15 protein-coding genes are annotated in these 16,208 nt (G+C 43.3%); 4 read left to right on the top strand and 11 right to left on the bottom strand.

Going from position 1 to position 16,208, the window contains the following annotated elements; translation table 11 throughout:
• Position 1: 1 nt before the first annotated feature.
• The 7 genes from H9626_RS01195 to kdsB all read right to left on the bottom strand — a co-directional run bounded on the left by H9626_RS01195 (position 2) and on the right by kdsB (position 7,326).
• A complete protein-coding gene (locus tag H9626_RS01195) occupies positions 2-2,017 on the bottom strand; it encodes an alpha amylase C-terminal domain-containing protein (RefSeq protein ID WP_178256122.1) in 2,016 nt (671 codons plus the stop codon).
• A 17-nt stretch (positions 2,018-2,034) separates the two neighbouring features.
• Positions 2,035-2,481, bottom strand: a complete 447-nt coding sequence (locus H9626_RS01190) for a NanQ anomerase/TabA/YiaL family protein (protein WP_178256123.1) — start codon at positions 2,479-2,481, stop codon at positions 2,035-2,037.
• Positions 2,482-2,509: 28 nt separating this feature from the next.
• On the bottom strand, positions 2,510-3,175 hold the full coding sequence (locus H9626_RS01185) for a DUF2461 domain-containing protein (RefSeq protein ID WP_191709289.1): 666 nt from the start codon (positions 3,173-3,175) through the stop codon (positions 2,510-2,512).
• A 72-nt stretch (positions 3,176-3,247) separates the two neighbouring features.
• A complete protein-coding gene (locus tag H9626_RS01180) occupies positions 3,248-4,033 on the bottom strand; it encodes an inositol monophosphatase family protein (protein WP_191709288.1) in 786 nt (261 codons plus the stop codon).
• Between the two features lie 7 nt (positions 4,034-4,040).
• Entirely contained in the window at positions 4,041-5,129 is a 1,089-nt protein-coding gene (locus tag H9626_RS01175) for an MORN repeat-containing protein (RefSeq protein WP_178256220.1), read from the bottom strand.
• A gap of 146 nt (positions 5,130-5,275) precedes the next feature.
• Positions 5,276-6,568: a M16 family metallopeptidase gene (locus H9626_RS01170; RefSeq protein WP_191709287.1), complete on the bottom strand. Its 1,293-nt coding sequence runs from the start codon at positions 6,566-6,568 to the stop codon at positions 5,276-5,278.
• The gene (kdsB, locus tag H9626_RS01165; RefSeq protein WP_191709286.1) at positions 6,565-7,326 is read right to left on the bottom strand and encodes a 3-deoxy-manno-octulosonate cytidylyltransferase; all 762 of its coding nucleotides are present in this window, start codon (positions 7,324-7,326) and stop codon (positions 6,565-6,567) included. Before kdsB ends, H9626_RS01170 begins: the two co-directional genes overlap by 4 nt.
• A 76-nt stretch (positions 7,327-7,402) precedes the next feature.
• Between kdsB and H9626_RS01160 the strand changes: the two genes are divergently transcribed.
• The gene (locus tag H9626_RS01160; protein WP_191709285.1) at positions 7,403-7,780 is read left to right on the top strand and encodes a 2-amino-4-hydroxy-6-hydroxymethyldihydropteridine diphosphokinase; all 378 of its coding nucleotides are present in this window, start codon (positions 7,403-7,405) and stop codon (positions 7,778-7,780) included.
• A 14-nt stretch (positions 7,781-7,794) separates the two neighbouring features.
• Here the strand turns inward: H9626_RS01160 and H9626_RS01155 are convergent, their stop codons facing one another.
• The gene (locus H9626_RS01155; RefSeq protein ID WP_191709284.1) at positions 7,795-8,622 is read right to left on the bottom strand and encodes a hypothetical protein; all 828 of its coding nucleotides are present in this window, start codon (positions 8,620-8,622) and stop codon (positions 7,795-7,797) included.
• A 103-nt stretch (positions 8,623-8,725) separates the two neighbouring features.
• Entirely contained in the window at positions 8,726-10,039 is a 1,314-nt protein-coding gene (locus H9626_RS01150) for a UDP-glucose dehydrogenase family protein (protein WP_178256129.1), read from the bottom strand.
• A gap of 218 nt (positions 10,040-10,257) precedes the next feature.
• Here H9626_RS01150 and H9626_RS01145 point away from each other — a divergent pair, with 218 nt between their 5' ends.
• Positions 10,258-11,373, top strand: a complete 1,116-nt coding sequence (locus tag H9626_RS01145; RefSeq protein ID WP_178256130.1) for an HU domain-containing protein — start codon at positions 10,258-10,260, stop codon at positions 11,371-11,373.
• Positions 11,374-11,394: 21 nt separating this feature from the next.
• Positions 11,395-11,934 carry an FHA domain-containing protein gene (locus tag H9626_RS01140; RefSeq protein ID WP_178256131.1) on the top strand — a complete coding sequence of 180 codons (540 nt, stop codon included), beginning with the start codon at positions 11,395-11,397 and terminating at the stop codon, positions 11,932-11,934.
• Between the two features lie 7 nt (positions 11,935-11,941).
• Here the strand turns inward: H9626_RS01140 and H9626_RS01135 are convergent, their stop codons facing one another.
• Entirely contained in the window at positions 11,942-13,204 is a 1,263-nt protein-coding gene (locus tag H9626_RS01135; protein ID WP_178256132.1) for a peptidoglycan DD-metalloendopeptidase family protein, read from the bottom strand.
• A gap of 422 nt (positions 13,205-13,626) precedes the next feature.
• On the opposite strand from H9626_RS01135, the gene H9626_RS01130 reads away from it, so the two are divergent.
• Entirely contained in the window at positions 13,627-14,505 is an 879-nt protein-coding gene (locus H9626_RS01130; RefSeq protein WP_178256133.1) for an arginase family protein, read from the top strand.
• Positions 14,506-14,636: 131 nt separating this feature from the next.
• On the opposite strand, the gene H9626_RS01125 is transcribed toward H9626_RS01130, so the two are convergent.
• Positions 14,637-16,022 (bottom strand): leucine-rich repeat protein, encoded by a 1,386-nt coding sequence (locus H9626_RS01125; protein ID WP_191709283.1) that lies wholly within the window; start codon positions 16,020-16,022, stop codon positions 14,637-14,639.
• Positions 16,023-16,208: the final 186 nt, after the last annotated feature.

Here is a 16,208-nt window from a genome sequence, read left to right as displayed (position 1 = left end):
ATTAGTTTTTCACTCGTTTCAAAACTACAGCCGAACGCGCCGGTACGTATAACTTCAGCCATTCTTTCTTTTCTTTTGCATACAATGGATCGGCACACGTAAAATGGCGCATTGAATCATCAGCGAACCCGAAGCCGCCAAAATCCTTACTATCGGTATTTAATACTACGTCGTATGCTCCACGCGGAACAAGGAAACCATAATCAGTAAACGAACGAGTAGGATTAAAGTTAAAGACAAATATCAGGTCCTTACGGCGGTAAGCCAATATCTGGTCTCCATCATTATGCCAGATTTCAACGACATCACTCTTCTGAATATTTTTCACGCTCTCAATCAAATGCACCATAGCAGAATCAAAATCACCTAAATAATGATAACATAGGCTCTTGTCGTCTACCAAATGCCATTGCCGGCGCGCATATTTATATGACCATCCATTTCCTTCGCGGGGGAAATCAATCCATTCAGGATGACCGAACTCATTACCCATGAAATTCAGATATCCTCCGTTAATGGTAGAGGCTGTAAGCAAACGAATCATCTTATGAAGAGCTATACCGCGTTCTACCACTCCATTTTCATCCCCTTTCTTGAAATGCCAATACATGTCGGCATCAATAAGGCGGAAAATAATTGTTTTATCGCCTACCAAAGCCTGATCGTGGCTCTCGCAATATGAAATTGTTTTTTCATCTTTACGACGGTTGGTCACTTCCCAGAACAGGCTCGACGGCTTCCAGTCTTCATCCCTCCGCTCTTTGATGATTTTAATCCAATAATCAGGGATATTCATAGCCATACGGTAATCGAAACCATAACCACCGTCTTCAAACGGAGCAGCCAATCCCGGCATACCGGAAACTTCTTCGGCTATTGTTATTGCCCGTGGATTTACCTGATGAATCAAACGGTTAGCCAACGTAAGATAACAGATTGCATTATCGTCTTGATGTCCGTTAAAATAATCGTTATAATTGCAGAACGCCTCTCCTAATCCGTGACTGTAATAAAGCATTGAGGTAACTCCATCGAAACGGAAACCATCGAAATGGAATTCTTCCAACCAGTATTTACAGTTAGACAACAAGAAATGAATCACCTCATTCTTTCCGTAATCAAAGCAAAGAGAATCCCATGCCGGATGTTCACGCCGATCGCCCTGATAGAAATACTGGCAAGGGTCTCCGGCAAAGTTTCCTAAACCTTCCACCTCATTTTTTACGGCATGAGAATGAACAATATCCATAATAACAGCCACTCCCATCTGATGAGCCGCGTCAATAAGTTGTTTCAATTCTTCAGGCGTTCCAAAACGAGAAGACGGAGCAAAGAAACTGGATACATGATAACCGAAACTACCGTAATAAGGATGCTCTTGGATAGCCATTATCTGAATGCAGTTATAGCCATCCTTAACAATTCTCGGCAAAACGTTTTCCCGGAATTCATTATATGTACCTACCCGTTCCGCATCCTGAGCCATACCAATATGGCATTCGTAAATCATCAGTGGGGCTACATTCGGGACAAATACTTTTTTCTTAAATTTATAAGGCTTTTCCGGACTCCATACCTGCGCACTAAATATTTTAGTTACCTCGTCCTGAACAACACGGTTTGCCCATGCAGGGATTCGTTCGCCGCATCCTCCGTCCCAATATACTTTTAACTTATAAAGATCGCCATGTTTCAAAGCATCTGCCGGCAAATTAATTTCCCAATTTCCGGCTTTACCACGGATTCTCTTCAAACGATACTTCGGACTTTCTTTCCATCCATTAAAGTCACCTATCAAATAAATAGTAGTGGCATTGGGCGCCCATTCACGGAAAGTCCACCCTTTATCCGTCTGATGCAGGCCAAAATAAAGATATCCTGACGCAAATCCGGTCAGATCACTTTTGCCAATCAGTTCTTTTTCCTTGTCGATAACATGTTGATGTCTTCCTTTAATGGCATCCGAATATGGCTCAAGCCACGGGTCGTTTTTAATAATTTTCAATACTTCATCCATAGTATCAGTGTTATTAATTATACATTAGCCTTAATCTTTATAATCAATTTCCTTAACTTAGCAGATGTTATAGCCGGTGCATGAGCATCTTGAGGAAAGAATATCACAAACATACCCGGCTTTACAGTAAAATAAATATCTGCATTTATATCATAAAACGAAATATCATTTTCAGCATCGTAAGGTGTTTCTGCAAGTACATTACGCGGTGCATATCCCATCATTTCGATACCTGAAAGAGGCAACTGGATATCAATAAATTCGTTGTGCGTTTCCAAACGTGCTTCTTTCTTCTTTTTCGGAGCCGATTCGGTAAAATTAAAGACAAGATTTCCATCTTGCATAATTATTTTCCCTGTTGCCGCCATTTTCAAATCTGCCGATTTAAAAAAGTCAAGCACTTGTGCAAACAATGGGTGTACCCCAACATACTGCTCGAAATTTTCTATTCTATCTATAATCATAACTTTTCAATGATTCATTATAGCCGATTTATTCCAACTCATCAATCGTTTCATTCGTAAAATCAGCAAAACGTTTTAACTGCATGAATATATCAGCTATATCGTCAACAAAGTTCGGGTTTTCAAAAAAAGAATCCGGTACACGATAGGCTACCGTATAATCTTTACAGCAGATATATTGCGGATAAGGAAAATCTTTCGGAAACCCTTTCGGAATGTTTTTCAAGAATTGTTCTCCCACCACCGGAAAATATTTACGGAAAGCCTCATCTTCTACAATAGAACGGTATTCATCTATATTATCACATACCGACTGACGGACTGCTTTCAACATTTCAGGAGGCATACACCAACTTCCCCCTGCAAACATACAATTATCCGGTTCCAAATGAATATAATACCCGCAGTGATTGGATTTTTTCCCTCGGGCATTAATATATCCGCCAATATGCGTCTTATAAGGAGATTTATCTGCCGAAAACCGTATATCCCGGTAAATACGATACGTACAATCACGAGGGCGGACATGAGCCACACTTTCATCGAATAAAGAAATACGGGCTATCACTACTGTTAATAAATCTTCGAAATCGGACTGTACTTTCAGATAATCCGATTTATGCTCTAAAAACCATTCGCGATTATTGTTTGCCGCCAAAAGTTTCAAGAAATTCAAGATTCCCGATATATTCATACCTGTCATTGTATCTTTAGACGAACAAACATACAAAAATTATTTATATAAAACGAAAAAAGACCGGGAAAATTACCGGTCTTCAATAATATTCAACAAAAAATCATGTATTTTTCCATTTGAGGCAAGCACTTGATGCCCTGAATAAAACGTATCCCCTCCGCTGAAATCCGTAACCTTACCTCCTGCATTCTGAAGTATCAGGCATCCGGCTGCAATGTCCCACGGCCCGAGGTAGGATTCGATACGGGCGTCAAAACGTCCGGCGGCAACATAACACATCTCGGCTGCCGCAGCTCCGACCAAGCGTAAACCTGCCACATTGCCATAACATGTTTTTATAAAACGCAAAGCAAAGGGTTTGTATTCTTCGGCACGATAAGGGAATCCTATTGCAATAAAAGCATCGTCTAACGTATTGACCGATGAAACATGTATTACATTACCGTTCAAATAAGAAGGTGCACCTTTATACGTCCAGTAACATTCATCTCTGCAGATTTCATAAACTACGCCCAAAAGGAGTTCTTTTTCATCCCGCAGGGCGATGCTTACGCAATAAGGGGAATTGTCATGAATAAAATTAGTTGTACCATCCAGCGGATCTACCACCCAGCAATACTTTTCATCAGTCATACTCCCGCTTCCCTCTTCAGCAATAAAGCCTGCATCAGGAAGCAATTCTTTCAGGCGGGTTACGATTCTTTTTTCCGACTCTTTGTCTACATAAGAAACATAATCATGTGCATGTTTCTTCTCGATGCTTTCGCGGCTAAACCTTTTTCGTTCTTCACGAATAAAGCGACCCGCCTCCAATGCTATCTGGCGTACATCGTCAGTCAATTCAAGCAAATCCATAGTCTTTTTATTTTTTTTCTTCCAACAAACGTCCGTTGCGGAATGTACCTTTACGGATTACGTTGCCGTTTGCATCTTTTTCAATAAACGGTCCGTCTTTCTGTCCTTTCTTGAAGAAACCTTCAAACCGTGTTCCGTCTTTCGTTACCAGCGTTCCTTGTCCGTCTTCTTTACCTCGCACAAAATGGCCGGTATATACAGAGCCATCCGTCATACGCAGTGTACCTTCGCCATCTGCCATATTGTTTTTCCACTGCCCTTCGTACTCGTCACCGTTTGCCCATTTATATTTACCGTTTCCCGAACGTTGATTTTTCGACCATTGTCCTTCGTAAACAGCACCGCTCACCCACGTAAACGTCCCTTCGCCTTCTTGCCATCCTCCCCGGAATTGCCCGACGTATTTGTCACCGTTAGGATAGGTATAAATACCTTGTCCGGTACGTTCACCGTCGGCATAATCACCTTCGTAACGTTCATTATTCTGAAAGTAATAAACCCCTTTTCCGTTTTGTACATCATTTACCCAATCGCCTATGTATTTATCGCCATTGGTGTAATAAAAAGTACCTTTTCCGTGCCGTTCGCCGTTTTTCCACTCGCCTTCATATTTAGAGCCGTCTTCCCAAGTCATCACCCCCTTTCCGTTTTTCAGGTCATCTCTCCATTCGCCTTCATATTTTGCGCCGCCTTTCCATGTATAAACACCTTTGCCGTTACGCTTATCATGATGCCATGAACCGACGTAGAGGTCGCCGTTGTAATAAAACATGGTTCCCTCTCCTTCTTGGAAATCAGCAAACCACATTCCATCGTAACGATTGTTGTTCATAAAATAATATGTTCCCTTTCCGTGCTGCTGGTCTTGATACCATTCGCCGACGTATTTCTCTCCGTCACTGAAAGTATAGGTTCCGTTTCCCTGACGCTTCCCTTTTACATATTCGCCTTCGTAGATATCTCCGTTTTTAAAGATGGTTTTTCCTTTTCCGTTCGGACGTTTCCCTTTCAGTTCTCCCGTATATTCAGAACCATCTTTAAATTTATAATATCCTAAAGACAATTGAGCTGAGGCTGTAACACCGCCCCACACCATAAAAGCACATAATAATAAAGTATGTTTATTCATTCGATTATTCTGTTTTTACCGCTACCTACACACTGGTAACACCACATTCACATTAAGATTTATATTTCGCGCTCCAAAAATAAAGTTTTTTAGCCTTTTCAGGCGGCATCATTTCAAACTTTTTTACCTGCTACTACTTCTATTAAGTTTTCTTTGCAGAAATATTTTTGGGCAAGCCTGCGAATATCTTCTGCCGACGTGTCTCGAATTGAAGCCACGCTGCGGACAAAAAATTCTTTATCCAATCCGGCTGTTTCTATGAAAATCCACGCATCGGATAATGAAAAAGCACTCTCGTACGAACGACACATATCGCCTAACATGTAATTACGTACCATCGTCAATTCTTCTTCTGAGACATATTCATCTCTCAGTTTATCCATTTCCCGATAAACTTCTGTAATTACCGGTTCAATGTATTCATTTGCCGTTTCGGTACTGATAACCAAGATACCGGTATCAGGATAAGCCACCAGTCCTGCCCCTATACCATACGTATATCCTTTTTCTTCACGGATGTTCGACATTAACCGAGAGCCGAAATACCCACCGAACAGCGTTACAAGTACACGCAGTTTCAAATAATCGGGATGCTGACGAGACAAAGAAAAACCTCCGATCTTCAACGAACTTTGCAGAGCATCTTCTTTCTCAATAAACACACGCTTCCGCTGATCGGTCTCCGGCGTGAAAATCCGATTATAAACGGTATGATTCGATACGCCCCACGCTTCATCTCCGAAATTTTCTTCAATGCAGCGCACAATCTCGTCCGTTACTTTTCCCGAAACATAAGCAGAACAATTGTCCGAGCGGTAATGACAAGCATAAAAGTCTTTCAGTACATCGGCATGAATGCGGTCGTAATCTTCCCATTCAGCATAACGTCCTAATGGATGCGAAACGCCAAACAAAGAACGGTTTAATTGCTTACGTGCCAACACATCCACCCGCTGATTATTGACAAGAAACTGATGTTTATTTGCCTCCGTTACCACCCGTAATTCTTTTTCCGGGAAAACAGGTTCTTTTATAATGGATGCCAAAATTTCAACCGTTTTCGGGAAATACTTACCCAGCGAATAGAGCGTAACAAAAGCGCAGTTTACCGATGAAGAGAGATCAAGCCATGCTCCATAATAATCCAGTCTTTCGGCTATTTCGGAAGAAGTCATCGTGCGCGTTCCTTCGCGCAGCATACGATTGGTAAACAGTGCCTGAAGCGGCAGCGTTTGATGTAACTGTCCTCCTTTTATTATCAAATCAAAGCGAATAACATCTTCACTCCCGGCACGAATTACATGAAGCGGCATACCGTTTCGCATGGTCATCTGCTCGGGTTGCGGAATAGAGAATTGCTCTATCTGGCGAATTTTGGGTGCTATCGTTCTATCAACTGTTATCATTTCACCTCCCCGTGTTGTTTTAACCATAGCTCAGCATGTGCCAAATCTTCCGGTGTATCTATCCCGATGGTTTCCACGTCACTGACTCCTACCTTTATAGTATATCCGTTTTCCAGCCAGCGAAGTTGTTCCAATGATTCCGCCAATTCCAATGACGATTGGGGCAAGGCTGTTATTTCTTTCAAGACTTCTGCCCGATAAGCGTATAAACCGATGTGTTTATAGTAGGTATGTCCGCTCAACCATTCCGCTTTGTCTTTGTTCCGCTGATACGGAATAATGGAACGACTGAAATACAGTGCTTGCATGGATTTGTTTACCACCACTTTGGGCGAATTTACATTTTCCAAAGCCTCAAAACCGTCGGTCGGTACAAAAGGTTTAACCAATGTAGCTATCTGCGTCGAATCATCATTGAAACAGGCTTTGATGGCTTCTAATTGAGAGTGTCGGATAAAAGGTTCGTCACCTTGAATATTTACTATTACATCGTACCCCTTGCCTACTTTCTGAAAAGCTTCATAACAACGGTCTGTTCCACTTTTATGGTGAACCGATGTCATCACCACCTTTCCTCCGAAAGATTTTACGGCAGCTTCGATGCGTTCATCGTCGGTTGCTACGTAAGCCTCATCCAAAGCTCCGGTTACTTGTTCATACACACGCTGAATTACGGTTTTGCCTCCCAATACAGCCAATGGTTTGGCAGGGAAACGGGTGGAAGCATATCGGGCAGGAATAATTCCTATAAATTTCATGACATTGTAATTTTAAATTAATAAGGCAACAAAAATACGAAAAGTTTTCTACTTTTGCATGTAAACATTTTGATTTATGGAAAAGAAATACGAGTGTCTGCTTTGTTTGGGTTCGAATACGGAAGGGATGGTTCACCTGAAAAATGCCGAGAAAACCTTGAACCGTTTTTTCCCGCTCATACGGTGGGGGAAGATTCTGAAAACTCCGGCTGAAGGGAATACGGTCTGCGAAACAACCTACCTGAACCGCATCGCCAAATTTCAAACATCATTAGATATGGAAACCGTTCAGCATATTCTGAAACAGGTGGAAGTTGAAAACGGAAGAACTGCCGAAAGCAAACGCACGGGCATCATTCCGTTAGACATCGACTTGCTGGAGTTTAACGGACAAGTCTTAAAGCCTGAAGACATGAGAAAGAACTACGTACGCCGCGCCATGCTTCTTATCTGAGAATCTCCGTCCGGCTAAACAGACTGTATTTTCACATACCCCAAGCGCGTATATCTTACACCGTGACTTTCATAGTGTCCCATTACTTTTGCCGATAACAGGTGTAACACTTCCTGACGGTTTATTTTCCGAGACCGGCAGTGTAGGGCTTTTGGGGTCAGGCTCTGCCCCGCCGCCTTTACAAGAAACGTAAATCGATTGCCATCCCTATCCGCTGCCAATATGTTCTGGTCTACATAAAAATCCGGCTTGTAGGTATCTACTTGCAGACGAATATTCAGTACCGTCAAACTCAAGTCTTTCAGTTTATCGCCTTTATTTCCTACAAACCGGCTGACAGATGATATCTGACGCTTCTGTACAGTCAATTCGAAATGAACATACGCAAATTGTTTCGCTAATTCGATTAAGTGGTCATAGCGGCGGGTATCAGGGGTAAATTTATTTGCCAGCCACAACACATAAGACGGGGCAAGATAATAAATTTCAGCCAAGCGTTTTCCCTTATATTTACCGAAAGGAATCACATCGTCAGTCAATCCATAACAACGTTCAAAAACAGCGTTATCTGCCACCGACAATACGACATTGCAATTTTGCAACAGCTTCATGGCCCGCTCTGCCGCCACATCAAACGTAACTGCCAGCGTGCGTATGAACAAAGGAATATCTGAATCAGGAAATATGCGCCATAACGCATAGTAAGGACGGTAAGCCGTAGCAAGACTGATTACATAAGCCCCTCGCTCGCGTGTTCTTCCTCTATTAAATGCCTCGACACGTTCCAATACTTCATTGGCAACTTCCGACGATAACTGATAGAATGTTAGTTTTTCGTCCATACTACCCTCCTTTCATAAGGAGGGCAATATACAAAAAGAAAGCATAAAATCCAAGTCAACACTTGTTTTTCTTAGCCAATGCTGCCTATTTTGCCTTTATTTTCTATTTTCCGATGCAATGATAAACGATATCCAACTCTTTCAATTCTTCGGCATCGTAAATATTGCGTCCGTCGAAAATAACAGGGCGATTCATGGTTTTCTTGATAACACCCCATGCCGGAAGACGGAATTCTTTCCATTCTGTCACCATCAGCAAGGCATCGGCATCGAGCAAGGCATCATACATATCGCGTGCATAATAAATACTGTCACCCACCCGTCGGCGAGCCTCGTCCATAGCAGCGGGGTCGTAAGCACGAATCACACAACCGGCTGCTTTCAGTTTTTCTATCAGCACCAATGCAGGAGCTTCACGCATGTCGTCGGTCTCAGGTTTAAAAGCCAATCCCCAAAGTGCGATAACCTTTCCTTTCAGATTACCTTCATAGAAAGCCGAAAGTTTCCGGAACAGAATATCCTTCTGAGCTTCGTTTACTTCCTCCACCATCTTCAGCACGCGCATGGTATAACCGTGTTCTTCCGCCGTTTTGATCAAGGCTTTCACGTCTTTCGGAAAACAAGAACCACCGTATCCGCAGCCGGGATAAAGGAATTTCCTACCGATACGTGTATCAGACCCGATACCTGCACGCACCATATTCACGTCGGCTCCCACCAGTTCACAAAGATTAGCGATATCGTTCATAAAACTGATACGTGTGGCAAGCATCGAATTCGCCGCATATTTTGTCATCTCGGCTGAAGGAATATCCATAAATATCACACGGAAATTATTTAACAGGAAAGGGCGGTATAGCTTGGTCATCAACTCTTTTGCCCGCTGCGATTCTACGCCCACCACCACACGGTCGGGAGTCATGAAGTCGCTGATAGCATTGCCTTCTTTCAGAAACTCCGGATTAGAAGCTACATCGAAATCGACGGATACGCCACGACGCGCAAGTTCTTCTTGGATAACTGCCTTTACCTTTTTTGCCGTACCCACAGGAACTGTGCTTTTCGTAACCACCAATACGTATTTGTTCATACATGCCCCAATGGTTCGAGCTACGTTAAGCACGTATTGCAAATCAGCACTTCCGTCTTCGTTGGGAGGCGTACCCACTGCACTGAATACAATCGACACTTCATCAAGACATTCTTCCAGCGAAGTGGTAAAGCGTAAACGTCCGGCTTTGGTATTACGCAATACCATATCCTCCAGTCCCGGCTCGTAAATAGGAATCACTCCTTTTTTCAGGGCTTCAATTTTCTCCTTATTCGTATCCACGCATATCACATTCGCCCCTGTTTCGGCAAAGCAGGTGCCTGTTACCAAACCAACGTATCCGGTTCCGACTATTGCTATATTCATAAAATCCTCTTTTTATCTTCTTTGTTGAGTTTCAAGCAGCATTTCCTACTCCTTGAACGCTCCGCAAAAATAGAAAAAAAATAGATATTGACAAAAGAAGTTCATTTAGAGCCTGCCGTTTAAATTCTACCCGACAAATTTCAATTTTTCCCCGACAAACTCCAAATTTTCCAATACAAACAGTAGGGCTTATTACAGAAAAATGCTAATTTTGCAATATGATTGAATTGGCAAAACATATAGAAGTCTTATTATTAGAAAACGATTGCGTAATCGTTCCGGGATTTGGCGGATTTATCGCCCACAACCGTCCTGCCATGTATAAAGAGGAAGATAACGAGTTTTATCCTCCTACACGAACCATCGGTTTTAATCCCCAGTTAGTCATGAACGACGGACTTTTGGTTCAGTCGTATATGAAAACGTATAGTACCGACTTTCCGGACGCAACGCGCAAAATCGAAGAAACGGTTATCCAACTGAAAGAACAGCTCTACGAAAACGGGCAGTTTGAGCTGAACGGAGTAGGTACGCTTTACTATAATATAAAAGGACGATATGAGTTCGAGCCGTTAAAAGATGCTTTTTTCACGCCGAACCTGTATGGATTAGAACGGTTCTCGTTACCTTTATTAAGTAAAGAAGTACAGCCTCAACAGCCTGCACCGACAGTCAAGACTATCCAGATGTCGTCTCGGAAAGAGAAAAAACATATACCGCTACGCAGTTGGGCACGCAACGCTGTGGCAACGGTAGCAGCCGTTTTACTGTTTTTTGTTCTCTCCATTCCGGTTGAAAACACTTATATTGACGAAGCAAGTTATGCTTCACTCGGTTCTACAGCTATGTTTGATGCAATCCGTAACCAATCGGTAGCTACTACCTTATCCGGTGAAGGACAACAAAACCAACAGGAGAAAAAGAAACGGATACGTAACAACATCAATACACTGAAACCAGTTACCGTAAAAACTGAAAAAGTAAAACCGGTTGCACAACCGGCGGCAGAGGTTGCCCCCGCACAAAAGAATCCGACTTCTCAAGCTCAAGTTCAAGAAAAAGAAGTTACGCCCAAAGAGAAACCGGCTTCCCAACCTGCTGTTCAAAAAGGTTCTTACATCATCATTGCCAGCCTTGCTACGAAAGCCGATGCCGACGAGCAAGTGAAGAAATACCGCGAGAATGGCTACAAGAACGTACAAATCTTAGAGTCGAACGGACGTTACCGTATTGCCCTCCATGAAGGTACCAGCAGCAGCGAGGCTTATCAAGAGGTCAACCAACTGAGAAAAAACGAACAATTTAAAAATGCGTGGGTATTCACCGCTAAATAAATACAGAGAGAATACATCTTTATGAAGAGAGTCAGATGTCCCAAATGCGATAATTATATTCAATTTGACGAAACAAAATACGAAATCGGCCAGTCATTGGTCTTTATCTGTGACAACTGCCACAAGCAGTTCAGCATACGCATCGGAAAAGCCAAACTCAACGCTGCCAACCAACGTCAGGAAGTGGCAGATGAATCGACAGGTATGCAGGAATGTGGAAATGTGGTGGTAATTGAAAACACGTTTGCTTACAAACAAGTACTGCCGCTTCACGAAGGCGATAACGTAATAGGACGCCGAAGCAAGGGTATGGACATCGACGTACCTATCGAAACCAACGACCCCAGCATGGACCGCCGTCATTGCATCATCAATGTAAAGCGGAACAAACAGGGAAAACTCATCTACACCCTGCGCGACAACGACAGCATCACGGGAACTTTCCTTATGAACGAACTTTTAGGAGCGAAAGAACGCGCCCGCATTGAGGATGGTGCTATTTTCACATTGGGAGCTACCACCCTGATTTTGCGCTGCGCGGAAGAAAATGAAGAGTTGTAAAGTCTGATTACAGACGAGACAACTCATTAACCAACGAATCGCGCACAACGGTAAACTGTGGCATATTCATCGGGCTGATGGGTTTCTTCGGCTGCGATTTTATATGCAGCGGGTTTATCGGCTTTCCATGTTCGTAAACACGAAAGTCGAGATGAGGCCCAGTAGCCAGCCCCGTTGCCCCGACGTAACCTATAACTTCTTTTTGCTTCACCTCATTCCCTACCTTCAAGCCTTTTGCAAAACGGGACAAATGCATATAAGTAGTTTCGTAAACGCTGTTGTGGCGTATCTTCACATAGTTTCCTCCACCTCCTGCCTGAAAGCCTTTTGCTATAACCTTTCCGTTTCCTATCGCATAAACAGGCGTACCCGTAGGTGCGGCATAGTCTACACCGTGATGGGCGCGATAACGTTTCAACACGGGATGGAAGCGGCTGTTCGAAAAGCGCGATGAGATGCGGTAAAAATCCAACGGGGCTTTCAGGAAAGCTCCTTCAAGACTGTTTCCTTTCTCGTTATAGTAAAGCTCTTCGCCGTCTTGCACGAAAGGTATGGCGTAATAAAGACTGTCTTCGTGATTGAAGGAAGCAGCCAGCACACGGAAGTTGGGCAGTTCTTTTCCCTCCACGTACTCCTGTTCGTAAATTACCCGGAATTCGTCTTGCTTCTGTAAGCCGAAAAAGTCGATGGTCCATCCGAATATATTCGACAATATCATTGCCAACTGAGGCGACGTGTCATGTTCTTGCATGGCAACCCACAGTGATGATTCCACTTTCCCTTTCACCTGCTTGCGTTTCCATTCCACGGGATTCTCCCCTCTACGCACTTCGTATTTCCGGTTTCTTACATCGAACACCACGTAAGATTTCGGATTTTCTTCGTATACGAAAAAGCTCGTTCTCGGCAAGCTGTCTTTGGTTTCGAACACAGCGTATGCCTGTCCGCTCCGAATCTTACGGACATCGAAAATTCCTTCAGACAGCTTATTCAACTCGTGTACTTCGCCCACAGACAATCCATGCTTTTGCAACAAGACCGACAAATTCTGATTTGCCTGCACTATTCCGTAGCGTACATTATAATTATCTACCGGAATACCGTATTTATAAACAATTTCGCTGACTTCTGCCGAGTCGGTCACTTCTACCTCATCAAGCGCCTTTCTGCTCTCTTCTTTGTTTATCCACGTAGCTATCCCTAACCCGGCAAACAAAACCATAAGAACACCTGCCGAAATGCCGAATACATTCTTTGTTATTCTCTTCATTATAATCAATTTGGATTCAATAATTGCAAGCCCCCATTTTATCTTTCAAAAAATGGTATAATTAATTACTACAAATGTAATGCTTTTATTGTTAATACCCTTTGTTTAAAAGGATATTAGTTTGGCAAAAAAACATAAAACTTTTATTTTTGTAATCAACCGCCCCAATGATGGCGGGCGGAAACCTAAAAATAACATATCCAAGTAATTAACAAAAAGAACAAAAATCTGCATCGGTTTTCCCGGCTTTAATCCGGAACCTGACAAAACGCTACCCGAAGGATGAAGGTGTTCTATGGGTAGAACCGGGGAACTTATCGGCTAAAAACTACAAACACTAACGGAAGTGTTTTTCGGGACATACCGGCAGCATAATCCGGAAAAGCCAGAACAAGATTAACAACCTACAATTTGTAAAGATTATGAAACAAGCAAAGACTACAATCCGATTGATTTATCCTCAATGGCAGGGTGGAGACATTAATCATTGGCTGCCTGAAATTCCGAATCCCGACGATGCGGCAAGAGGATATTACTTAGGTGCACAACTGCTGAATTTTCTGGCTCCCGACAGCGGACAGAAAACCGTGACCGTTCCCGTTTCAACGGATATCTCCAAGCGCGAATGTGCCGGTGGAGTGCTCGACCGTGAGGTTATCTACCGACAGTCAAAGGCTGCGTTAGATATTCTGAACACAGAAAATCCAGACCGGATAGTGACACTGGGCGGAGAATGCTCGACCAGCGTTGTCCCGTTTACGTACCTCGCCCATAAATATAATGGCGACGTGGCTATGGTCTGGATTGATGCACACCCTGATATTACCCTGCCCGGCGATGTGTATACGGGTTATCACGCAATGGCTGTTACTGCCTGCATGGGAGTGGGCGACCGGAAAATCATGGACGAACTCCCGGCTACCATCTCGCCGGACAAAATCTTGATGGTAGGAATCAGAGACTGGGAACGGGAAGAAATCAAAATACGCCAACAAGAATACGGAATCAAGCACCTGTCTCCGGAGGAGGTAAGGGAAAACAGCAACCCTGTACGTGAGTGGCTGAGAGCCTGTGGAGCATCTAAAGTGGTGGTTCACTTCGATATGGATGTACTCGACCCGAACGAAATCATCGCAGCCGTAGGAGTGGTTCCCGACGGAATGAAAATGGCAGAAGTGGTGCGGGTGATAAACGATATCGCCCAAGAAAAAGAAATCGTAGGACTGACCATCGCCGAGCCAATGCCGCGTATTGCTATCCGGCTCAAAAATATGCTCAGCCGGTTGCCACTGTTGAAATAGCTTTCTTGCCTATAAAAAATGATGGTGAGCGTTACTGTGGCGCTCACCATCCCGAATCTCTTATCTTCCCGCTGTCGGCAACACACGAGCACACAACGTGATAAGTGTTTTGCTTTCAGAGTGTTTTTGGGTTATTTATAAGAAATATGTTTCCATTCGTAACCGTTCCACGTATAAGTAATCTTACCATCGGGAGTTTCCACTTGGTCTACCTGCGAACTGTTCTGCGAAGCAAGGGTAAGAGTTATATTCTGCGTTTGTGAGTTAGATTCACCGAAAGCCGAGCTATACACAGCAATGTTATTCGGAGTTACTAACTGAATAGTTCGCAACGCCGGACAATCGGCAAAGGCATAATCGTTTATGTTTACAGCCTTCGGGAGTGAAACCTCCTGCAAAGCACTGCAACCACGGAAAGAGAAAATGCCAATATCCGTAGCTTCAGGCAATTCGATTTTCATCAATGACTTGCAAGATTCAAATACCATGTCGCCTACAACAGTCACTTTAGGCAGTGAAACTGACACAAGCGCACTGCATTTGCCAAACACAGATGCTTCAATTGGTTGGTCAGCATACAATGGTGCGATTTCTCCTAATGCGGTAAGTTGAGGCATATTGACCGAAACGAGCGAAGCGCATTGGTGAAACGCCAGATTGCCCACAGATGTCAGTACGGGGAAATCGGCTTCAACTAATGCCGAATTAAAGAATGCAGACTCCCCTATCGAAGTGACCTGAGGCATACTCACCTTCTTTAATGCCGAACAATATTGGAAAGCATACGGCTCTACTGTTTGCAAACCCGGCGCTGTTACGCTTGTCAACATCACACATTGGCTGAAAGCATAACTGCCTACCGCTTTTACCGCTTCAGGAAGTACGAGTTCTTGTATCCGGATATCTTTGTCATAAAAAGCATGACGAGGCACTCCGGCTTGCCCGTTGCTCACTTCCGGCCAGCCTGTTACACCACTCAAATCGAGTGATTCCATATAAATACCTACAAAAGGATTATTCTCTACGAGATTTAAAGCCGCATAATCACCTTTCAGCGTGAAGCGAGTTATCCCCGCAGCCGAAGCATCGGCAATAGCTTTTGCAAGCTCTGCTCCCGTCAACTTTGTCAAATCGAAAAGGGTTGCATCGTTGTTATCCTCCTCTTCGGAAGCAGAAGCAGCCACCGTAACCTCACACGTTGCGCTTTTACCGCCAACCTTTACGGTTATCGTAACATTTCCTTCGGCTTGTGCCGTCACTGTTCCATCATCCGACACGGTTGCCACACTTTCATCTGACGAACTCCACACGCCGCTCTTTGCACTCGCATTTTCGGGCTGTATGGTAAGTGTCAGACGTTGTGTCTCTCCTATATTTAAATTAAGAGTAGCAGGCGATACGGTTACAGCGGCAACTTCGACATCGCCTGTTACTTCGGTTCCCGAATCGGAACATGCCATCATTATCACTGAAAACAACAAAAAGAACATCTGGTTAAATAAAAATCGGGTGTTCATAATCTTTACATTAAAAAACTAATACTTCAATAATATTTCACACAAAGAAACAATAATTCAAAATACCTGTTTATCACTCCAAAGGTGACTTCTGTGTTATCCGATTATTACCAACAAGAAAAAAGAGCGTTTGGTTCGCACGATTTAAGCCGCATATTGTAAAAATATAAGAAAGAATATTAATGA

Source organism: Phocaeicola faecium (genome assembly GCF_014837055.1).
GTDB classification, from domain to species: Bacteria; Bacteroidota; Bacteroidia; order Bacteroidales; family Bacteroidaceae; genus Phocaeicola; species Phocaeicola gallinarum.
This window is presented reverse-complemented; position numbering and strand designations above follow the sequence as displayed.